Here is a 19,030-nt window from a genome sequence, read left to right as displayed (position 1 = left end):
AGCACCCGTTTGATCCGTTGCAAACAGCATTACGCGAAGGGGTTAAATTTAGAATATGCGCAAGAAGCTATTATGTGCCGGTACGGCGATGCTGGCTATGGCTTTTACCAGCCATTCCGCCCTGGCACAGGATGCGGATAATGATCTGCCGGAAGAGAATGTTCTGGCCGGCGATTATCTGACCGTCAGCGTTGGGGGTATTTATACACCGAGCTATAGCGGGTCGGATGATTACAAGATGAATGTCTTTCCCCTGATACGGGGTAAGTTCAAAGGCGTTCGTATCAACCCGACTGCCGGCGGTGTCTCGCTCGACCTGATCGATGACAGCGATTCCAGTCCGAATTTTCAGGCAGGGCCAGTTATCCGCCTGCGCAATGACCGCACAGGCCGGATCAAGGACGATGTGGTCAAACAGCTGGGTGAGCTGGATACGGCGCTGGAAGTCGGCCCGTCTGTGGGTGTGACTTTCCCCGGTATCCTTCACGGCTATGACGAACTGAATTTAAGTGTGAATGCCAAATGGGATGTGCTGGGCGCGCATAGCGGTATGACCATTTCGCCTTCCATATCCTACAGGACTCCGCTCAGCCGGGGGATTCAGACCGCTGTGGGATTGAGCGCCGATTATGGCGATGACGATTACATGGATTATTACTATTCGATCGGTCCGGCGGGTTCCGTAGCCAGCGGGCTGCCGCAATATCAGGCCAAGGGCGGCTGGCAGTCGGCCAGCCTCAATGCGATTGCCGGTTTTGATCTCGACGGTGACTTTACCAATGGCGGCATGGCGATTTTCGTGCTCGGCGGCTATTCGCGCATGCTCGACGATGCCAAGCATTCGCCGATTACTTCCATTCGCGGCGATGCCGATCAGTGGATGGGCGGCGCCGGGATCGCCTACACGTTCTGACGAGTCTTTATCGATGAAAAAGGGCGCCCCGCCGGCAGGCCGGGCGCCCTTTTTCGTATCGCGGGAACGGCGCAGTCAGTCTGTGGCCCCGCTCACCGATACGGGCAGGGCCGGGCGCGATGGCGGCAAAGGCGCCCGGCGATTGCCGCTTTTCAGATAGGTATCGAACCAGCGCATCATGCGCAGATTATAGTCATAGCGCGAAGCCGCCCGGCGATTGCCGTGCCCTTCACCCGGAAACAGCACGAGGCGCAATGGCAGATCGGGCTTGCGCACCTTGATATTGCGATACAGCTCGTAACTTTGCGTGGGGCTGACGCGCGGATCGGAATCGCCATGCATAATGAGCAGCGGCGTGTCGGCTTTATCGACATGGTAAATCGGGCTGACATTTAGCATGCCCTGCCAGTCTTCCCACGGCCATTTCAGCGCATGGACCAGATGCATTTCATTGGGAATGTCGGTTGTGCCGAATTTGCTTATCTGGTCCGAAATTCCGACAAACATAACCGATGCGGCAAATTCTTGGCTCAGCGCTGTCGCACCCCAGGCGGAGGCATAACCGCCATAGGACCCGCCGGTAATGCCGGTGCGTGCAGGGTCGGTAATACCGTCCGCCACCAAAGCGGCTTTGGCATCGACGATGTCGCGAAACTCGGGATCGGTATAGCGGGCCTGATGCTGTTTCGCGAAATCCACACCATAGCCGGTGGAGCCGCGATAATTGGGCAGGAAGACGGCATAGCCTTCTCCGGCCGCCACCTGCCCCGGCATCGAATAGGCGGTGAGCCAGCCATTCGATTCATGGCTCTCGGGGCCGCCATGCACATCCATGATGGTGGGCGCGCCGCCAGCCGGAATCCCGCCAACCGGCTCGATCAGAATGCCTTCGATCTGCTGGCCGTCTGTGGCGGTGTAAGTGTAGCTGCGTTGTGCGCCGAAATCGATTTCGGATAGCCAGGGATTATGCGTGGTCCACCTGTCGAAGCTTTGATAATTCAGCAGATAAAGCTCGCTGGGATGATCCGGTGTGTCGGCTTTCACCGCCAGACGATTGCCGCCTGAATCCAGAGCGGTGATAATCAGATCGCCGGGATCGATTTCCTGCGCCATATTGCCGTTGCCGGTATAGAAGCGCAGCAGGCTCTGTGTGCCCTGATGGATTGCTACGGCAAGCCTGCCATCGGCCATCCATTCGGCATCGACCGCCGCTTCGGGTGCACCGGCATTAAGCGCGCGGGTCAGCCCCGTGGCGACATCGACCAGATGTAGCGTGGTCGCAGCCGGATCGTGTTCATCCACCGCTGCAATCAGCGCAATATGCGTATTATCGGGCGAAATTTCGAAGTCGCCGATTTTGCCGGGTGTTTCGATTGTGCGGATAATCTCGCCTTTCGCCGGATCGAACAGGCTGATTCGTTTGGACGTATAAGCATCGTCGATTAGGGGTGTAGGCGCTCCGGCGATTACGGCAAAACGGCCGTCAGAGGCCAGCTTGATCGCGCTGACATAGCCGGGAATGGTGATTTCGCGCGGTTCCGCGTCGACAGTATCGCCCCATTTTGCAGCGAAGAGGCGATTGAACCGTAATTCTTCCTCATAGACCACGGCATCGAAGCCGCTGTCTTTTTCGGCCTTTCGCTGCGTATCGGGGGCAGCGCCGGCAAGCATATAAAGGGTGCTGGAATCGGCAGAAAAGACGAAGGATTTTACCGCGCTATCCGCGATTTCTGCCAGCTTACGCTGTGCGCCGCCATCGACCGGAATGCCCCAGACCGCAGGTTTCTCCTTATCTTTCGCCCAGATAAAAGCGATGGTCTGCCCGTCCGGCGAGAAGGTGACAGATGTTGCATTCACTTCTTCGGGCAGAAAAGCGCGGGCATTGCCCGCAGCGCTCATGACCTTGAGCTGATGCCGTGCTTTGCCATCTGCTTCGCCCTGTGTGACATCGGGGCGGGACAGTGTGGTGAAGGCAATATGCGTGCCATCGGGGGCGACATCCATCGCGCTTACGCTTTCCAGCCGGGCAATATCGTCTGCGGTCAGCGGGCGGGCCAGGGCACTGGCCGGTGCGACCAGCGCCGATGCGAGGCATAAAAGTTTGAAAGCATTCACGAAAATAAGTCTCCCCTGTTGAACGGCCGGCAATGCGGCGCATCGTGCCAGCATAGTCCGGCCGCATGGGGAGGCAACGCCCGGCTATGTTTCAAATCATATCACTTGGCCGACCATGTCGCTCTTTTCGAACGGGCTTGCCGAACCGCCCGGCCATTCGCATGCTGCCGTGCAGCAGCAATGGGGTATCGAATGAGAGCAACAGGCAGGCTGGCGGCATGGCTCGCCATGGCAGGGGCAGGTTTGATCGCGTCGCAGCCTGTGGCCGCCGGGACGCTGATGGCGATCAGAAGCGTGGGCGAGGGGCTGGGGCAAGGCATTTACACCCCGGTTGTCGAGGAGAAGATCCGCGCCGTGGCGGACCGGCTGGGCGATGCCGTGCGGCAGGCCAGCGCGACCGGTGTCACCATCGCTTTCGGCACCGATGCGGGCGTGTTCGCGCATGGCCGCAATGCCGGGGAATTCGCACTGCTGACGGATGCCGGAATGTCGAGCCGCGAAGCGGTGGCGAGCGCCACCATTATTGCCGCTCAGGTGCTTGAAATGGGAAAAGAAATCGGCCGTCTGGCACCGGGCTATTCGGCCGATATCATCGCACTCGAAGGTAATCCGCTCGACAATGCAGCCCTGCTGGAAAATGTTGACTGGGTGATGGTGCGGGGCCGGGTGATCGAGTAGCCTGCCGGTCATCGATGCTGTCTGGCCGGGCCGCAGGGGAATTTCGGGTTCGGCTCTGCCGGCAGCTATGCCTTATTGAAGGAACAGGGGAACCGTATCATGATTTCCATCCGCACCGCTTTGCTTGGCGCTGTAGCGGCCTTGCCGCTCGCCGCCTGCACCACCATGCAGAACGAAGCCCCGGCTACCGCCAGTGCCACCGACGCGTCAGGCACTCCGGAAGCGAGAGAGCCTGCCACCGCGCATGACCGGCTTTTTGCCGTTTTTGCGGCTGCCGATGAAGCCAATCTGGCCAATAATCCGCTGAACGCCCTGTTCCGGGGAGACATGCGCTATGCCGACCGGCTCGGCAATTACTACACCCCGGAATATAACGATACCGAGCGGGCCAATGCCCGGAAGGCGCTGGCGGCGCTGCAACGGATCGACCGCGATACGCTCAACGAAACCGATCAGATCGCTTATGATGTCTTTGCCTATGACCAGAGTGAGAAACTCAAAAATCTGACGCCCGAAATTCTCGCTTTGACGGAGGTGCGGCCGATCAACCATTTCACCGGCTTCCACACTTTCTACCCCACTTTCGCCAGTGGGAAGGGCGCTGCGCCGTTCAGGACACTGGAAGATTACGAGAATAATCTGAAGCGCCATAAGGATTATGTCGCACTGACAGACCGGGGCATTGCCTTGATGCGCGAAGGCATGGCGAGCGGTGTGGTAGAAACCAAACTTACCATTCGCAATGTGATCGAACAGCTCGATACACAGCTTGCTCAGCCGGTTGAAGAATCGCCCTATTGGGGGCCGGTAAAGCAGTTTCCGGACAGTTTCTCCGATGCAGACAAACAGCGTCTGACGGCGGAATATCGCGATGTGATCGCCAATCAGCTTTATCCGGCCAACCGCCGTATGCGCGATTTTCTCAAGAGCACCTATCTGCCCGCTGCGCGCGACAGTGTCGGTCTTTCGCAGATGAAGGGCGGTGCGGCGCTGTACAAGCAGATGATCGAACAGACGACCACGCTGCCTCTGTCCCCCGATTATCTCCATAATCTGGGCCTGAGCGAAGTGTCGCGGATCAAGAATGAAATGGAAAAAGTGAAGGCCGAAGTCGGCTTTGACGGCAGCTTGCAGGAATTTTTCGATTTTATCCGCACCGATCCGCAGTTCAAACCGAAAAGCCGGGAGGATCTGACGCAGCGTTATTATGCTATCGGCAAGGCGGTGGATGAAAAGATTCCGGCCTTCTTCTCCAAAACACCCGAAGCGCCGCTGGAAATTCGCCCCTATGAACCGTTCCGCGAAAAATTCGAAGCGGGCGGCTCCTATCAGCCGGGCACGCCGGACGGTTCACGCCCCGGTATCTTCTATTTCAACGCCTATGATCTGCCGAGCCGGACCACGCCGGGCGAAACCACGCTCTATCTGCATGAAGGGGCGCCGGGCCACCACTTCCAGATCAGCCTTGCGCAGGAAAATGACGCTTTGCCCAGTTTCATGCGGTTTGGCGGCAATACGGCTTATGTCGAGGGCTGGGGGCTTTATGCCGAAACGCTGGGTTATCCGATGGGCTTCTATGATGATCCCTATCAGCGTTTCGGCACGCTCGACGATGAAATGCTGCGTGCCATGCGGCTGGTGGTCGATACCGGGCTTCATGCCAAGGGCTGGACCCGCGATCAGGCGATCGAATATATGCTGGCCAATTCGGGCATGGGGCGTACCGATGCTACGGCCGAGGTCGAACGCTATATCGCCATGCCCAGTCAGGCTCTGGCCTATAAGGTCGGAGCGCTGAAAATTCAGGAATTGCGCGACAAGGCTAAAGCAGCGCTGGGTGACCGGTTCGACATTCGCGAATTTCACGAGCAGGTGCTGGGCACGGGCGCTTTGCCGCTGCCCGTTCTGGAAGAAAAGATCGACCGCTGGATAGCGTCGGAGAGCTGAGCTTTATTGTCATCCGGGACGGGCTGACGCGCAAAACCCCGATCCCGGTCTCTGCATCCATGGCAGGGTATGGGCTGACACGGTCAGGCGGGCGGAAAGATACGGGCCTTGTTCGACTGGCGATAGATGACCAGCGTTTCGAAACTGCGCACATGCTCGTCTTCCACGAACAGGCGGCGGGTCAGCATGTCGTAATCTTCCATGCTGCGGGCTATGATTCTGACCGCAAAATCATGTTCTCCGGTGATTTGCGCTGCTTCGGTAACCTGCGGCTCGGCTTCCAGACGACGCATCAGATTATCCGCCGTGCGAACATCTTCCCGTTCCAGCGCGACCAGCACGATCATGCTCAGATTCCAGCCCATCGCGCGCGGATCGACAATGGCCGTCTCGCGCAGAATGGTGCCGGTTTCGCGCAGACGGCGCACCCGGCGGTAGCAGGCCGGGGCGGACAGGCCCACGCGGCCGGCCAGCTTTTCCATGGGTTGCCGCGCATCGCGCTGCAACTGCTCCAGTATCTTATGATCGATCGCGTCGAGTCTGGGTGTTCCGGCCATATTGCGCCTGCGTGATAAAATTTATCACGCTTTACGAAACTTCGATCCCTTTTGGCGAGGTAAAACACTATTTGACCCGGATTACCCCTTTTCGAAAGTGTGCCGGATGAACAAAGCGCAGGAAAACGGAGCGGGATCGTCGCTGGTGCCGGTTGCAGTGCTGATCTGCGCCATGCTGTCCATTGCCTGCGGTGTAACGCTGGCCAAACAGCTCTTTCCCGCCGTCGGGGCGCAGGGCACCACGACATTGCGTCTTTTCTTCGCCGCGATCATGCTGGCGGCCGTGCTGCGACCATGGCGCGTGCGTTTCTCCCGTTTCAACTGGAAACCGGTATTGTTTTACGGCCTCGCCATGGGCGGCATGAATCTGCTGTTCTATATGTCGCTGCGAACGCTGCCGCTGGGCGTGGCACTGGCGCTGGAATTTAGCGGGCCGCTGACTGTGGCGATCTGTTCGTCGCGCCGAGTGCTGGACTTTGTCTGGGTCGGATGCGCTGCAATCGGGCTCCTGATTCTGTTGCCGATCGGCAGGGATATGGCCGGGGTCGATCCGACGGGGGCGGCTTTCGCACTGGGGGCGGGCGTGTGCTGGGCTTTATATATCCTCACCGGGCGCCGGGCCGGGCACGATCATGGCGCCATGGCTGCCTCGCTGGGCATGATCGTCGCGGCGATACTGGTTCTTCCGGTGGGCATTGCCCATGCCGGTACAAAGCTGCTCGACCTGCCGGTGCTGGGCATCGCCGTGGCGGTGGGCCTGTTGTCGAGCGCGCTGCCCTATTCGCTGGAAATGTACACGCTGCGCCGCCTGCCGCCGCAGACTTTTGGCACGCTGACCAGTCTCGAACCGGCCATCGGGGCGCTGATCGGTCTGATATTGATGGGCGAAAGGCTGCCGCTGCTTCACTGGGGCGCCATCGGCCTGATTATCTGTGCATCCATCGGCGTAACACTAAGCGACATAAAGGCGCGTAACCGGGTGAAACGAACCGAGTTGTTGCCGGAATAGAGCCGGGCCCTAAAGTCCGTTCTTCCGGGCGAACCAGATCACATGGCGCGGGCCCTTGCCATTGCTGCGTGCCCGCACGGCGACTTCATCGACGTCGAAACCGGATTTTTTGAGGCGGTTCCTGAAAGTTTCATCCGGCGCAGCGGACCAGATAGCCAGCACCCCGCCCGGTTTCAGCGCAGCCCGCGCATTGGCCAGGCCGCGGCGCGAATAGATCCGGTCATTTTCATCGCGCACCAGCCCGTCCGGGCCGTTATCGACATCGAGCAGGATGGCGTCATAAACGCCACTGGCGCTCATGATGAGTTCGGCCACATCGCGCATGGCCAGCTTGACGCGCGGATCGTCGAGACAGCCAGCGGTCAGCGCCTGCATCGGCCCGCGCGCCCATTCGACGATTTCGGGGACCAGTTCGGCCACTGTCACTCTGGCATCCTGATCGAGCCGGGCGAGCGCGGCGCGCAGGGTGAAGCCCATGCCATAGCCGCCGATCAGCATATGCAGTTTTGCGCGGTGGCCCAGCCGCTCCAGCGTCATATCGGACAAAGCTTCTTCGGAGCCGCTCATCCGGCTGTTCATCAACTCGTTCCGGTCAAGCTGGATCATGAAATCCTGGCCGCGCCGGTAAAGGCGCAATTCCTCGCCACCGGGCACCTGTGCCGAGCCGAGATGTTCGAGAGGGATCATGAAGAAACAGCCTGCAATGAAAAGAATGCGCTGCCGATAGCCGGTCACTTCTTTAAAGGCGAGCCTTTTGGCGTACTTGCCGCAGGATCGCACGGCCTTTAGAGAGGGCGCCGCATAGCAGGGAGATGCGAAAGACATGGCGCGGCTTATTCTGTTCAACAAGCCGCATGGCGTGCTGTCGCAATTCACCGATCGCGGCAGCCCCACAAAACGCGCCACCCTGTCTGACTATATTGCGATCCCCGGTGTCTATCCTGCCGGGCGGCTCGATCGGGACAGCGAAGGTTTGCTGCTGCTGACCGACGATGGCCGGCTGCAGGCGCGGATTGCCGATCCACGCTTCAAATCGCCCAAGACCTATTGGGTGCAGGTGGAGGGAATCCCCGAAGAGGAAGCGCTCGAGCGGTTGCGCCGGGGCGTTATGCTAAAGGACGGCCCGACTCGCCCGGCACAGGCGGAGCGAATGGAGTCCCCCGATATCTGGCTGCGCAATCCGCCGGTGCGGTTCCGCAAGAATGTGCCCGATTGCTGGATTTCCGTCACTTTGCGCGAGGGGCGTAACCGGCAGGTGCGGCGGATGACGGCGGCGGTAGGCCACCCGACCTTGCGGCTGGTGCGCTGGCGGATCGGTGACTGGACACTGGCCGATATCGCACCGGGCGAATGGCGTGAAATTTCTCTGTGAGACGCCCCCTTTCTTCTCACGGCAAAAGTCTTTATGAAGGAATGACCCCGGGGAGCCGCGTGGCTGAGAGGTAGGTTTCGCACCCTACGACCCGTTGAACCTGAACCCGTTAGGACGGGCGGAGGGAGTGGCCGGGTAGGAGTGATTCCGTAAATCCCGATCCGCTTCCTCGATTGAGAGGAGCGTTGCGTGTGACCCCCCAAGATCTGCCGAGCTGGATAGCCTTGTTTCTCGGGCTCTATGCGCTGGCGGCCGGTATGGGCGAATTGCGCAATCCGGGCGGCTGGGCCGCTATGCTGGAGGATTTCGAAAAATCCCCCGGCCTGCGCTTCCTTGCCGGTATCCTGTGCATCGGTTTCGGCGCGCTGATCTATCTCGTCTGCGGAGCGCAATATCGTAGCTGGCTGGCCATCGCGATGAGCGTGATCGGCGGGCTGATGGTGATCGAAGGCGTGCTGATCCTGGCCAGCGGAGAGCGGGTCATGGGCTTTGCCCGCCGCTTTCTCGGCAAGGCCGGCAGTGTCTGGCCCGGCTTTTCCGTTTTCCTCGGTGCAGCTTTCATTCTGCTCGCCTTTGCCCGTTTATAAGTTTCATTTTTTCAAGGACATTCCCCATGGCCGATATCAATTCCCGTCTCGAAATCGGTGTGACGACCGGCCCCATCAGGGGCAGCCGCAAGGTCTATGTCGGTGATCGCAAGGTCGCCATGCGCGAGATCGATCTGGAACCTTCCAGCGGAGAGCCACCGCTGCGTGTCTATGACACATCGGGCCCTTATACCGACCCTGCCGCGCAGATCGACATTGCCGCCGGGCTTCAGCCTCTGCGCCGCGAATGGATTATGCAGCGCGGCGATGTGGAGGATTATGACGGCCGGGCGATCAAGCCGGAAGATAACGGCCAGCTCGGGCCGGACCGCTCTGGCGGTGTGCCTGCTTTCCCGCAGGTCGTCAGCCGTCCCTTGCGCGCCAAAGCCGGGCAGAATGTCAGCCAGATGCATTATGCCCGCAAAGGTATCATCACGCCCGAAATGGAATATGTCGCGGCACGTGAAAATCTCGGGCGTGAACAGGCGCGCGCCGATGCCGCGAAAGACGGTAATAGCTGGGGCGCGGCGATTCCCGATCATGTGACGCCCGAATTCGTCCGCGAGGAAGTGGCGCGCGGACGGGCGATCATTCCCAGCAATATCAACCACCCGGAAAGCGAACCGATGGCCATCGGGCGCAATTTCCTGGTCAAGATCAATGCCAATATCGGCAATAGCGCCGTGGCCTCCGATGTGGCGGCGGAAGTGGACAAGATGGTCTGGTCGACCCGCTGGGGCGCCGATACGGTGATGGATCTTTCCACGGGTCGCAATATTCACGATACGCGTGAATGGATCATCCGCAACAGCCCCGTGCCCATCGGCACCGTGCCGATCTATCAGGCGCTGGAAAAGGTCGGCGGTGTGGCCGAGAATCTCACCTGGGAAGTGTTCCGCGATACGCTGATCGAACAGGCCGAGCAGGGCGTGGATTATTTCACTATCCATGCCGGGGTGCGCCTGCCCTTCGTGCCGATGGCGGCCAAGCGCGTGACCGGGATCGTCAGCCGCGGCGGCTCGATCATGGCGAAATGGTGCCTCGCTCATCATAAGGAAAGCTTCCTCTATGAACGGTTCGACGAAATCACCGAAATCATGAAAGCCTATGATGTCGCCTATTCGCTGGGTGACGGTCTGCGCCCCGGTTCGATCGCCGATGCCAATGACGAAGCGCAGTTTGCCGAGCTGTACACTTTGGGCGAACTCACCAGGCGCGCCTGGGAGCAGGATGTGCAGGTGATGATCGAAGGGCCGGGCCATGTGCCCATGCACAAGATCAAGGAGAATATGGAGAAGCAGCTCGAGGCTTGCGGTGAAGCGCCGTTCTACACATTGGGCCCGCTCGTCACCGATATTGCGCCGGGTTACGACCATATTACCAGTGGAATCGGTGCCGCACAGATCGGCTGGTACGGCACGGCGATGCTCTGCTATGTCACGCCCAAGGAGCATTTGGGCCTGCCCGACCGGGACGACGTGAAGGTTGGCGTGGTGACCTATAAGCTCGCCGCCCATGCGGCCGATCTTGCCAAGGGCCACCCGGCGGCCAAATTGCGCGACGATGCACTTTCCCGCGCACGTTTCGAATTCCGCTGGCGCGACCAGTTCAACCTGTCGCTAGATCCCGAAACGGCGGAAGAATATCACGATCAGACTCTCCCCGCAGAAGGCGCCAAAACTGCCCATTTCTGTTCCATGTGCGGCCCCAAATTCTGCTCGATGAAAATTTCGCAGGAAGTCCGCGAGTTCGCGGCGAAGCAGAATTCGGACAGCTACCTCGCCAGCGAGGAAATCGCCGCCGCACTCAAGCCCGAGGATGAAAAGGGCATGGAGGAAATGAGCGAAAAATTCCGCGAAACCGGCGGGGAATTATATGTGAAGGCGGAGGATTGACCTGTCGGTTCTCACGCTGACCAGAGGTGATACCGGAGAGGGGCGGAGCGCAAGCTGCCGCCCCTTTTTGTTGGTGATCGGGCTAGGGTGAAAATCCGGTTGTGCAGCTTGGCGCCAGCCCGCAATCGCGGCTTCCGGCCAGCCGAAGTCAATGGCATAATCGCCTGGAACAGAGCATCGGGCCACGCTGCGGGAGGCATGGAACGGGTATTTCGGAACGGATAGCTGACGAATACGTCAACGACCTCCATAGATATTTGCGCGTCTTTTTCTCAGATTGAATGCACAAAACCTCTTTTTTACACCCAAAGAAGCATTCGATACCGTCCTTACCATCGCTGCCGGTGAACTTTCGGAAGAAGAGCTGGCGGAATGGTTTCGTCAGCATCTCCTCCTTCCATAACCCTTACCCCTCAGCCGCTTTGGTTTCGGCGATGATCTCTGCGCCTGTTTTCATCGGGGTTTGCTGGGTGAAATCGTACCAGTGCGGCTTTTCGTCCACGAAAATCTGTTCGGATATCGCCATATAAGCGGGCGGGGTGAACAGGCCTGCGGCGAAAGAGAGGTGGCCGTCGGGGAGATAATGATACCACAGGGACGATCCGCATTCGCGGCAGGAGGCGCGTTCGGCCCAGTCGGAAGAGCGATAAATATGCACCGCGTCCTCTCCCGCGATGGAGTGATTTGCGGCGCGGACCGCCGCGAAAGGGCCGCCGCCCCAGCGCAGACACATTGCGCAATGGCACACATTGATCGCCGGATCGGGCTTTTCCAGCACAATCTCCACCGCACCGCACAGGCAACGTCCGGAAACCGGTGCGTCGGGCGCGGTTGCGGAGGAGAGAGGGGTGTCTGCGGGCGTGTCACTCATGGCAATATGTCCTTTTGTGCCGGGGCGGGATGTTTGCACACTGCCATATTGCACCTTCCGCACAAGAGCTCTATGGGGCCCTTCCCGCAACTGCTTACGTGTTTCTTCGCAGTTGCGGAAACTGCTCGGCTCGCCGACCGTAATCTTTATGCTGCGCCTTCCGGGGCGCTTTTACAGGAAGGCGATTCTATCCATGCCGCGCACAACCCCCTCGAGCGACCCTCTGACCAGCTGGATGGAGCTGGGTGTGACGAGCTGGCAGCTATGGGCGGAATCCTGCTCGGTCATCGCTTTGCGTTCCATGCGGATGATGCAGGGCGGCAAACTGGCCGAGCATGAAGCAGAGCGAATGGTGAGCGAGAAGATCGACGCCAATATGGGGCTGGCGATGAAACTGGCCACGGCAGGGCCTACAACGCCCGAAAAAATGATGCGCCGCACAATTACCCATTACCGCAGGCCGGTCAGGGCCAATCAGCGCCGCCTCATGCGTTAGGGTTCCTGCCCGGCGCATCGCGGCCGGGCCATGTCACGGAGTTTTTATGGCCGATCTCTATCTCAAAAATCTGGAATCGGAGCGTAAGGCGCTCTGGGCCACATGCCGGCTGAAAGGGCTCCCCAAAGGCACGAGCGAACGCAACCGGATTGCCGAACTCGATGAACTGATCGCCGCGCATAAGGCGAAGAAAACGGGCTGATCCTCGCCGCCCGAAGCGCTCGTCAGGCTCGCCTCGGGCAATCAGGCAGGCGGAAGCCCGCGTTTCAGCCGCACCAGCATCGTGTCCAGCGCGGAGAGAAAACGCGACCGGTCTGCCTTGGAAAAGGGCGGCGGGCCGCCGACACTGTCCAGCCCGGCGCGCAGATCGGCCATGATGGCGCGCGTGGCGACGGCGCCGCCGATGGAACTGGCGGTAAAGGGTTTGCCATTGGGGGCCAGCACAGATGCCCCGGCTTTCACGCAGCGTTCGGCCAGCAGAATATCGGCGGTGATGACCACTGTATGGCGATCGGCCTCGCCCGCAATCCAGTCATCCGCCGCATCGAAACCGTCATCCACCACCACGCGGCGCACCAGCGGGCTTTGCGGGATGCGGAAGGGGCTGTTGCTGACGATCCGCACCGATACTTTATGGCGCAGCGCGACCTTATAGACCTCTTCCTTCACCGGGCAGGCATCGGCATCCACCAGAATGCACAGGGAGGGGGCCGGAGACTGTGTTGCCATAGCTCTATGCCTGTGAAGCAGGCGGTGCCTTGTGTCGAGCTTTGTGACAGACAGGCTTGCTCTTGCGGACAAATATCCGCAAATATTCGCGGCATGATACTGCGTTTCACGCCCTTTTGCGCCTGCGCCCTGCTGATGGCCTGTTCCTCGGGCAATAATGCCGCTGTGCCGGGGGATCAGTCCGACAATCAGCCCTATGCCGGTATTTCCGAGCATGAAACGCTGCATTTCACCGGCACAGAGCCTTTCTGGGGCGGCGAAGCCAAAGGCAGCACGCTGACCTATTCCACGCCTGAATGGCAGGATGGCGAAACGATCACCGTGTCGCGCTTCGGCGGGCGCGGCGGACTTTCGCTTAGCGGGCGGCTCGAGGGGATGGAACTGGATATGATGGTGACGCCGGGGACGTGCAGCGATGGCATGTCCGGGCGGACCTATCCTTTTACGGTTACGCTGAAACTCGCGGCCGAGACTTTATATGGCTGTGCATGGACCGATAGCGAGCCGTTCGAAGGCCCGGAAACGCCCTGAAATAGGACAAAACCGAATTTGAATACGAAAACACGGTATACAAATACCGTTTCGTCGATTGATACCTTGCATGCTGCGTTGCGGTGCGACATCGGAGAGCGTGTAAATGCGGGCTGAGTCCGCATCTGCTCAACAGGCGAGCCGTCCGGTTCGTCTTCAAGACCGAAATCAAGAGGAAGCTCGAAAAATGAAACGTCTTGCCATTCCGCTTCTCGCCGGAGCCACGCTCGCACTGGCCGCCTGCGGATCGGAACCGGCCCCGGAAGCCGCACAGACCGAAGAAGCCGCGCCTGAGCCCACGGGTCCGGGTCCGATTGCGGCCGTGGCCGGTGAGAATGACGATCTCTCCACCTTCCTGGAAGCCGTCCGCTCCGCCATGCTGGGCGGCAGCCTGATCGCCGACGGTCCCTACACCGTCTTCGCCCCGACCAACGCCGCTTTTGAAAAGCTTCCTGCGGGCAAGCTCGACAAGCTGATGACGCCCGATGAACAGGACGATCTGGGCGAACTCATCAATGCTCACATCGTGAAGGGCGCTTTCGGTTCCGATGCGCTTGCGAAAGCGATCGAAGATGGTGACGGCAAGGCCGAACTGGAAACGGTGGAAGGTGACACCATCACCGCATCGAAGGATGGCGATACGATCACGCTGACCGATGAAGACGGCCACAAGGCCAAGCTTACCGATGAAGGCGCCGAAGCCTCCAACGGTGTGCTTTACACGATCGACACGGTGCTGGCCGACTGATTGCCGGCAGATGTCCGAAACGAAAAGGGCCCCGGAAACGAGGCCCTTTTTTGTGCATCGGTGCGGCCAGGCTTCCGACCCTGAAGCCCGATCAGCGCTTCTTCACAAATTCGGCCCGCAGAACGAGGCCCTTGATACCGGGATATTTGCAGTCGATTTCCTGCGGGTCGCCGGTTAGCCGGATCGACTTGATGAGCGTACCCTGTTTGAGCGTCTGCCCGGCACCTTTGACGGTCAGATCCTTGATGAGCGTGACCTGATCGCCATCCTGGAGGATATTGCCGACAGCGTCGCGCACTTCCACCTGATCGGCCGCAGCCTGTTTTGCGGCATATTCGGAAGCGGGCATCCAGTCGCCGCTTTCCTCGTCGAACACATATTCCTCATCGGCACTCATTGCTGAATTCCCCTTACCGTCATGATGGCCGGTGCCTAGCGGCTTTTCCGGTCTTTGCAAGCGGGCGGGGTGCCGGGGTTTGCAACAGCCATATACGGCGCGACAGGGCAGGAGCGCCTTGAGTGTTCAGCAGTGATGCTTCGGGATATCGCTTTGCGCCAGTTGCTTCACCAGCCGCTCGACATCCTTGCGATGACATAATTCGGTGCCGGGCGTCATGGCTGTGGCGGCGCCGGCGGCAAGGCCCCAGCGGAACGCGGCGGTCAGATCGCTTTCGCTCATCAGCCCGTGAACCATACCGGCGATGAAACTGTCGCCCGCACCGGTGGCGCTGCGGGTTTCGACTTCGGGAGAAGGCAAAGCGATCCAGCCGCCGCCATGTGCCAGCACGGCGCCCTTCGCCCCGCGCGTCACTGCGATATGCTGCGCCTTGCCCTGTGCCGCCAGTGCACAGGCCGCTTCGCCGAGAGAAGCCTCGTCGGAGAATGTTTGGCCGGTCAGATCCTCGAATTCGCTCTGGCTCGGTTTGATAAGGGCGAGGCCGCCTGCTTCCAGAGCTGCGGCGAGGGCGGGGCCGGATGTGTCGAGCACCAGAGCGGTGCCTTTGCGCCCGCAAATCGCGGCCAGACGACCGTAGAAATCCTCGGGCACGCCGCGCGGCAGCGAGCCGCTGGCAATAAGCCAGCCATCGTCCATCGCTTCGGCCATAGCCAGCACACCCTGCCATTCGGGCGCGGAAACCAGCGGGCCTTCGGGAACGAAACGATATTCCTGCCCGGAAGCGGTTTCATAAACCGCCAGACTGCGGCGGGTTTCCCCGGCGATGGGCAGCGGGTGAAAAGGCAGTTGCCTTTCGCGCAGCAAATCCTGCAACATCGCACCCGACGCCCCGCCCGAAAGGAAGGCTGCGCAGACATCCTGCCCCAGCTCGGCCAGCACGCGCGCCGCATTGATGCCTCCGCCGCCGGGATCGTAACGCTGATTGCGCGTGCGGATCTTATGGGTGGGGATCACCGCATCGGCTTCGCAGGCGCCGTCCAGAGCGGGATTGAGCGTAAGCGTGACGACCGGGTGCTGCATGGCTCAGATCGTGTCGCTGCGTGCTTCGGAATGGTCGGGCATACCGTATTTCCAGTCCACCCGATACAGATCGAAGCGGCGATCCTTGAGATTCTGCACCGCGCCGCTCTGGCGGCTGGTCAGCAGATCGGCGATCGACAGATCGGCAATGGCGATGGTTTCGGTATTGGGGGCAGTATCGGCCGCCACCCCGTCTCGCGCAAAGGGAAAGTCCGAGGGCGTCAGCACGGCGCTTTCGGCATAGTGGATGTCCATATTCTCCACATTGGGAATATTGCCCACCACGCCGGAAGTGACGACATAGCACTGATTTTCCACCGCACGCGCCTGCGAACAATAGCGGACCCGCAGATAGCCGCGCCGCTCATCGGTGCAGAAGGGCACGAAAAGCAGCATCGCCCCCTGATTGACGAGATGGCGGGCGAGTTCGGGAAATTCGGAATCGTAGCAGATCATTACCCCGATCGGGCCGCAATCGGTGGGAATCGCTTCGGCCCCGTGGCCGCCCTTAATGTTCCACCAGCGCCGCTCCGACGGGGTAGGGTGGAGCTTTTCCTGACTATAGACCGCCCCGTCCCGCAGGAAGACATAGCAGATATTGCGGATTTCGCCGTTCTCCATCCGGGTCGGATGCGAGCCGCCGATAATGTTGATATTATAGCTGACTGCCAGCCTTTCCATGAAAGCGAGAAAGCGCTCGGTATAATTGGCGACTTCCTGAATGGCTTCGGAGGGTGGCAGGGGCTTTTCCGGGATCGACAGCAATTCGAGCGTGAAGAGTTCGGGGAAGGTCACGAAATCGGCACCGTAATCGGATGCCACATCGGTCCAGTATTCGACCTGTTCTTCGAATTCGTCGATTTTGGAAATGCGCCGCATCATGAATTGCACGGTCGCCACGCGTACCGAAGAGGGCAGGCGCGTGCCGGTGCCGCGTGCGCGGCGGTTGCTTTCCTCGGGCGCGAGCGGATTGGGCCACAGCATCAGCACCGCATGGCCGCCGCTCGCTTTGTCGGTCGGATCGTAATTACGCAGCACGCCCTGCGGCTGGAAGCCCTGATTCATCTGGAAATTGATGACCGAATCGCGGACCTTCTTGTCGATTACCGCGGCGAGATAGGATTGCGGATCGGGATAGGAACGGCGGCGGCGGGCATAGCCGGGCATCCGGCCGCCAAAGACGATCCCTTTCAGCTCGAAATACTGGCACAATTCGCGCCGTTTGCGATAAAAACGCTGGCCGATACGCAGGCGCCGGTAATCGGGATCGACGCAGACCTCTATACCGTAGAGCACATCGCCTTCCTCGTCATGGCGCATGGCGAAGCCCTGGCCGGTGATTTCGGCCAGCGTATGCGGGGCCATGGCGATTTCTTCGGAGACGATCATGGTCGCGCAATAGCCGACGACCTTGTCTTCATATTCCGCGACAAGCTGCCCGTCGGGGAAATTATTGATCTGCCCGCGTACCTGTGCGGGTGTATAGGCATCGGCGCTGCCGTAAACCTTGGCGGAAAGTCTGACGATGGCGGCCGCATCTTTGGGAGAGGCTGGCCGGATAACGAGTTTTGCCTTGGTTGAATCCATTCCCGACATATAGGAGGAGTTGAGTTCAAGTCCACGCATTGACTCGCGTGGCTGACGAGAATGCCGGAACGGCGCATCATTGCACTCGTTAATCTTGTAATTCTGCAGAAACAGGAAAGAATATTATGAAGGAAGACGTCCCCGCCTGGCTCAGCAAGGTATTGCACAATCCCCGTGCAGGTCATGCAAAGCTGACGGTGGCGCAGATCGGTGAAGAAGCCATGCTGAACAAAGGCGGCTTTAGCTTGCGTTCGGCTGCTTTCAGGGATGGAGAAGAGCTTGATCCGTGTTTTACCGCCGATGAGGAAGATGCCGTTGCGCCACCCTTCGAATGGACCGCGCCGCCTGCCGGCGCGCATGAGCTGGTGCTGATCGCGGAAGATCCCGATGCGCCCGGTGAAGAGCCGTTCTGCCACTGGCTCGTCTGGGGCCTTGCTGCCCAGAAAGGGCAATTGCTGGAAGGGGAAGTGCCGCCGCGTGTCGGCAAAAACTCACTGGGTAATTCAGAATGGGCTCTGCCGCAGCCCCCGCAGGATGACTCCGCGCATGACTACGTATTCCAGCTTTTCGCGCTTGACCTTCCGCTCACTCTTATGCCCGGTGCGAGCAGGAAAAAGCTGGTCGAAGCGATGAAAGGTCACGTGGTGGGGGTCGCTGTGACAACCGGCACCTATGCCCGCGCGGAAGAAGAAGATGAAAACTGGGAAGAGGACGATCTCGACTGAGACGTTCGATATGAAAGAAAGGACCTGTTATGGCCACGAAGAACAATGCGCTCAGTAAACCTGTTACGCTGTCTCCGCAGCTTGAAGAGCTGATCGGCAAGGGGCCGATGACCCGTGCCGAAGTGACCTCCAAAGTCTGGGATTACATCAAGGCGCATGATTTGCAGGTGGCCAGCGACCGCCGGATGATCGCGCCCGATGACAAGCTGGGCGGGGTGATCGGCAAGGAAACGATTTCCATGTTCAAGATGACCGCGGCGATTTCGAAACATCTGAGCTGACTCAGGTTCTTTCCGGTTCGGCGGCTGTCCTTCGCAGGGCCGCCGCCGCGCCCTTTTTGCCTCCGCTGTGACCGCAGTGTTGCGGCGGGGGTGATATTATCGGGCGTGGCGCCTGTTCCGGCCGAATGGCCAGTCAATCACATTCCCGACCCAGAGCGCCAGCCAGATCAGCACGGGCTGCAGGATCATGCGCGGGACATGATAGGCAAGGCCCAGCCCGTTATCGGTGCGGGCCATATCCATCGCGAAATGGTTGATATTGGCAGGCCACACGCACAGCGCATAAAGCGCCAGCCCGATTCCGGCGGCTTGCCGCAGACGCGGGCCGAAAGGCTGCAACAGGCCCACAGCACCTGCCACTTCGGCCATGCCGGTCCAGTAGATTACATAAGCTGGAAAGGGCACCCAGTCGGGTGTGATGCTCAGAAAGGGGGCGGGCATGGTCACGTGAAGATAGCCTGCCAGCAGATAAGCAATGGCAAGCAACCAGCGGGCGATTGTCCGCGCCATGA

At 59.9% G+C, this 19,030-nt stretch carries 22 protein-coding genes and 1 riboswitch; of the genes, 13 read left to right on the top strand and 9 right to left on the bottom strand.

The window, feature by feature from the left end:
- Window positions 1-55 precede the first annotated feature (55 nt).
- Complete coding sequence (locus tag D6851_RS15420) at window positions 56-913, top strand: MipA/OmpV family protein (protein ID WP_120325792.1); 858 nt, start codon at window positions 56-58, stop codon at window positions 911-913.
- Window positions 914-988: 75 nt separating this feature from the next.
- On the opposite strand, the gene D6851_RS15415 is transcribed toward D6851_RS15420, so the two are convergent.
- Entirely contained in the window at window positions 989-3,028 is a 2,040-nt protein-coding gene (locus tag D6851_RS15415) for a S9 family peptidase (protein ID WP_238474148.1), read from the bottom strand.
- A 192-nt stretch (window positions 3,029-3,220) separates the two neighbouring features.
- Here D6851_RS15415 and D6851_RS15410 point away from each other — a divergent pair, with 192 nt between their 5' ends.
- Together D6851_RS15410 and D6851_RS15405 are read left to right on the top strand one after the other, a co-directional pair.
- On the top strand, window positions 3,221-3,706 hold the full coding sequence (locus D6851_RS15410; protein ID WP_238474147.1) for an amidohydrolase family protein: 486 nt from the start codon (window positions 3,221-3,223) through the stop codon (window positions 3,704-3,706).
- Window positions 3,707-3,805: 99 nt separating this feature from the next.
- Window positions 3,806-5,653 (top strand): DUF885 domain-containing protein, encoded by a 1,848-nt coding sequence (locus D6851_RS15405; RefSeq protein WP_120325789.1) that lies wholly within the window; start codon window positions 3,806-3,808, stop codon window positions 5,651-5,653.
- An 83-nt stretch (window positions 5,654-5,736) separates the two neighbouring features.
- Here D6851_RS15405 and D6851_RS15400 read toward each other — a convergent pair whose 3' ends face one another.
- Window positions 5,737-6,210 (bottom strand): Lrp/AsnC family transcriptional regulator, encoded by a 474-nt coding sequence (locus D6851_RS15400; RefSeq protein WP_120325788.1) that lies wholly within the window; start codon window positions 6,208-6,210, stop codon window positions 5,737-5,739.
- Between the two features lie 106 nt (window positions 6,211-6,316).
- On the opposite strand from D6851_RS15400, the gene D6851_RS15395 reads away from it, so the two are divergent.
- Window positions 6,317-7,219: an EamA family transporter gene (locus tag D6851_RS15395; RefSeq protein ID WP_120325787.1), complete on the top strand. Its 903-nt coding sequence runs from the start codon at window positions 6,317-6,319 to the stop codon at window positions 7,217-7,219.
- A gap of 9 nt (window positions 7,220-7,228) precedes the next feature.
- On the opposite strand, the gene D6851_RS15390 is transcribed toward D6851_RS15395, so the two are convergent.
- The gene (locus tag D6851_RS15390; protein WP_120325830.1) at window positions 7,229-7,906 is read right to left on the bottom strand and encodes a spermidine synthase; all 678 of its coding nucleotides are present in this window, start codon (window positions 7,904-7,906) and stop codon (window positions 7,229-7,231) included.
- 136 nt (window positions 7,907-8,042) lie between these two features.
- Between D6851_RS15390 and D6851_RS15385 the strand changes: the two genes are divergently transcribed.
- The 3 genes from D6851_RS15385 to thiC all read left to right on the top strand — a co-directional run bounded on the left by D6851_RS15385 (window position 8,043) and on the right by thiC (window position 11,073).
- Window positions 8,043-8,591, top strand: coding sequence for a pseudouridine synthase (locus D6851_RS15385; RefSeq protein ID WP_120325786.1), 549 nt, complete (start codon window positions 8,043-8,045; stop codon window positions 8,589-8,591).
- 38 nt (window positions 8,592-8,629) lie between these two features.
- Window positions 8,630-8,735, top strand: a riboswitch (TPP riboswitch).
- Window positions 8,736-8,782: 47 nt separating this feature from the next.
- The gene (locus D6851_RS15380; protein ID WP_120325829.1) at window positions 8,783-9,178 is read left to right on the top strand and encodes a hypothetical protein; all 396 of its coding nucleotides are present in this window, start codon (window positions 8,783-8,785) and stop codon (window positions 9,176-9,178) included.
- Between the two features lie 26 nt (window positions 9,179-9,204).
- On the top strand, window positions 9,205-11,073 hold the full coding sequence (thiC, locus tag D6851_RS15375) for a phosphomethylpyrimidine synthase ThiC (protein ID WP_120325785.1): 1,869 nt from the start codon (window positions 9,205-9,207) through the stop codon (window positions 11,071-11,073).
- Between the two features lie 406 nt (window positions 11,074-11,479).
- Here the strand turns inward: thiC and D6851_RS15370 are convergent, their stop codons facing one another.
- Window positions 11,480-11,944 (bottom strand): GFA family protein, encoded by a 465-nt coding sequence (locus tag D6851_RS15370; protein WP_120325828.1) that lies wholly within the window; start codon window positions 11,942-11,944, stop codon window positions 11,480-11,482.
- A gap of 193 nt (window positions 11,945-12,137) precedes the next feature.
- On the opposite strand from D6851_RS15370, the gene D6851_RS15365 reads away from it, so the two are divergent.
- A complete protein-coding gene (locus tag D6851_RS15365; protein ID WP_210210377.1) occupies window positions 12,138-12,440 on the top strand; it encodes a hypothetical protein in 303 nt (100 codons plus the stop codon).
- A 46-nt stretch (window positions 12,441-12,486) separates the two neighbouring features.
- On the top strand, window positions 12,487-12,642 hold the full coding sequence (locus tag D6851_RS17825) for a hypothetical protein (RefSeq protein ID WP_183030133.1): 156 nt from the start codon (window positions 12,487-12,489) through the stop codon (window positions 12,640-12,642).
- Between the two features lie 41 nt (window positions 12,643-12,683).
- Here the strand turns inward: D6851_RS17825 and D6851_RS15360 are convergent, their stop codons facing one another.
- A complete protein-coding gene (locus D6851_RS15360) occupies window positions 12,684-13,169 on the bottom strand; it encodes a YaiI/YqxD family protein (protein WP_420797112.1) in 486 nt (161 codons plus the stop codon).
- A gap of 93 nt (window positions 13,170-13,262) precedes the next feature.
- Here D6851_RS15360 and D6851_RS15355 point away from each other — a divergent pair, with 93 nt between their 5' ends.
- Both D6851_RS15355 and D6851_RS15350 read left to right on the top strand, forming a co-directional pair.
- On the top strand, window positions 13,263-13,700 hold the full coding sequence (locus D6851_RS15355) for a COG3650 family protein (RefSeq protein WP_120325784.1): 438 nt from the start codon (window positions 13,263-13,265) through the stop codon (window positions 13,698-13,700).
- Window positions 13,701-13,887: 187 nt separating this feature from the next.
- On the top strand, window positions 13,888-14,448 hold the full coding sequence (locus D6851_RS15350) for a fasciclin domain-containing protein (RefSeq protein WP_183030132.1): 561 nt from the start codon (window positions 13,888-13,890) through the stop codon (window positions 14,446-14,448).
- Window positions 14,449-14,539: 91 nt separating this feature from the next.
- Here D6851_RS15350 and D6851_RS15345 read toward each other — a convergent pair whose 3' ends face one another.
- The 3 genes from D6851_RS15345 to D6851_RS15335 form a co-directional block, all read right to left on the bottom strand.
- The gene (locus D6851_RS15345) at window positions 14,540-14,845 is read right to left on the bottom strand and encodes an alkylphosphonate utilization protein (RefSeq protein ID WP_120325782.1); all 306 of its coding nucleotides are present in this window, start codon (window positions 14,843-14,845) and stop codon (window positions 14,540-14,542) included.
- Between the two features lie 126 nt (window positions 14,846-14,971).
- Window positions 14,972-15,925 (bottom strand): 1-phosphofructokinase family hexose kinase, encoded by a 954-nt coding sequence (locus tag D6851_RS15340; protein ID WP_120325781.1) that lies wholly within the window; start codon window positions 15,923-15,925, stop codon window positions 14,972-14,974.
- Between the two features lie 3 nt (window positions 15,926-15,928).
- On the bottom strand, window positions 15,929-17,512 hold the full coding sequence (locus D6851_RS15335) for a bifunctional GNAT family N-acetyltransferase/carbon-nitrogen hydrolase family protein (protein ID WP_120325780.1): 1,584 nt from the start codon (window positions 17,510-17,512) through the stop codon (window positions 15,929-15,931).
- Between the two features lie 125 nt (window positions 17,513-17,637).
- Here D6851_RS15335 and D6851_RS15330 point away from each other — a divergent pair, with 125 nt between their 5' ends.
- Entirely contained in the window at window positions 17,638-18,237 is a 600-nt protein-coding gene (locus D6851_RS15330; RefSeq protein WP_238474146.1) for a YbhB/YbcL family Raf kinase inhibitor-like protein, read from the top strand.
- A gap of 29 nt (window positions 18,238-18,266) precedes the next feature.
- Window positions 18,267-18,518 carry an SWIB/MDM2 domain-containing protein gene (locus D6851_RS15325; protein ID WP_120325779.1) on the top strand — a complete coding sequence of 84 codons (252 nt, stop codon included), beginning with the start codon at window positions 18,267-18,269 and terminating at the stop codon, window positions 18,516-18,518.
- A 96-nt stretch (window positions 18,519-18,614) separates the two neighbouring features.
- Here D6851_RS15325 and D6851_RS15320 read toward each other — a convergent pair whose 3' ends face one another.
- Window positions 18,615-19,028: a DoxX family protein gene (locus tag D6851_RS15320; protein WP_120325778.1), complete on the bottom strand. Its 414-nt coding sequence runs from the start codon at window positions 19,026-19,028 to the stop codon at window positions 18,615-18,617.
- Window positions 19,029-19,030: the final 2 nt, after the last annotated feature.

Origin of the sequence: Altericroceibacterium spongiae (genome assembly GCF_003610805.1) — a bacterium.
GTDB lineage: Bacteria > Pseudomonadota > Alphaproteobacteria > Sphingomonadales > Sphingomonadaceae > Altericroceibacterium > Altericroceibacterium spongiae.
This window is presented reverse-complemented; position numbering and strand designations above follow the sequence as displayed.

Coding starts and splice junctions, on each gene's coding strand:
- D6851_RS15420 (WP_120325792.1), top strand. CDS start 56: ATGCGCAAGAAGCTATTATGTGCCGGTACGGCGATGCTGGCTATGGCT.
- D6851_RS15410 (WP_238474147.1), top strand. CDS start 3,221: ATGAGAGCAACAGGCAGGCTGGCGGCATGGCTCGCCATGGCAGGGGCA.
- D6851_RS15405 (WP_120325789.1), top strand. CDS start 3,806: ATGATTTCCATCCGCACCGCTTTGCTTGGCGCTGTAGCGGCCTTGCCG.
- D6851_RS15400 (WP_120325788.1), bottom strand. CDS start 6,210: ATGGCCGGAACACCCAGACTCGACGCGATCGATCATAAGATACTGGAG.
- D6851_RS15395 (WP_120325787.1), top strand. CDS start 6,317: ATGAACAAAGCGCAGGAAAACGGAGCGGGATCGTCGCTGGTGCCGGTT.
- D6851_RS15390 (WP_120325830.1), bottom strand. CDS start 7,906: ATGATCCCTCTCGAACATCTCGGCTCGGCACAGGTGCCCGGTGGCGAG.
- D6851_RS15385 (WP_120325786.1), top strand. CDS start 8,043: ATGGCGCGGCTTATTCTGTTCAACAAGCCGCATGGCGTGCTGTCGCAA.
- thiC (WP_120325785.1), top strand. CDS start 9,205: ATGGCCGATATCAATTCCCGTCTCGAAATCGGTGTGACGACCGGCCCC.
- D6851_RS15370 (WP_120325828.1), bottom strand. CDS start 11,944: ATGAGTGACACGCCCGCAGACACCCCTCTCTCCTCCGCAACCGCGCCC.
- D6851_RS15365 (WP_210210377.1), top strand. CDS start 12,138: ATGCCGCGCACAACCCCCTCGAGCGACCCTCTGACCAGCTGGATGGAG.
- D6851_RS17825 (WP_183030133.1), top strand. CDS start 12,487: ATGGCCGATCTCTATCTCAAAAATCTGGAATCGGAGCGTAAGGCGCTC.
- D6851_RS15360 (WP_420797112.1), bottom strand. CDS start 13,169: ATGGCAACACAGTCTCCGGCCCCCTCCCTGTGCATTCTGGTGGATGCC.
- D6851_RS15355 (WP_120325784.1), top strand. CDS start 13,263: ATGATACTGCGTTTCACGCCCTTTTGCGCCTGCGCCCTGCTGATGGCC.
- D6851_RS15350 (WP_183030132.1), top strand. CDS start 13,888: ATGAAACGTCTTGCCATTCCGCTTCTCGCCGGAGCCACGCTCGCACTG.
- D6851_RS15345 (WP_120325782.1), bottom strand. CDS start 14,845: ATGAGTGCCGATGAGGAATATGTGTTCGACGAGGAAAGCGGCGACTGG.
- D6851_RS15340 (WP_120325781.1), bottom strand. CDS start 15,925: ATGCAGCACCCGGTCGTCACGCTTACGCTCAATCCCGCTCTGGACGGC.
- D6851_RS15335 (WP_120325780.1), bottom strand. CDS start 17,512: ATGGATTCAACCAAGGCAAAACTCGTTATCCGGCCAGCCTCTCCCAAA.
- D6851_RS15330 (WP_238474146.1), top strand. CDS start 17,638: ATGAAGGAAGACGTCCCCGCCTGGCTCAGCAAGGTATTGCACAATCCC.
- D6851_RS15325 (WP_120325779.1), top strand. CDS start 18,267: ATGGCCACGAAGAACAATGCGCTCAGTAAACCTGTTACGCTGTCTCCG.
- D6851_RS15320 (WP_120325778.1), bottom strand. CDS start 19,028: ATGGCGCGGACAATCGCCCGCTGGTTGCTTGCCATTGCTTATCTGCTG.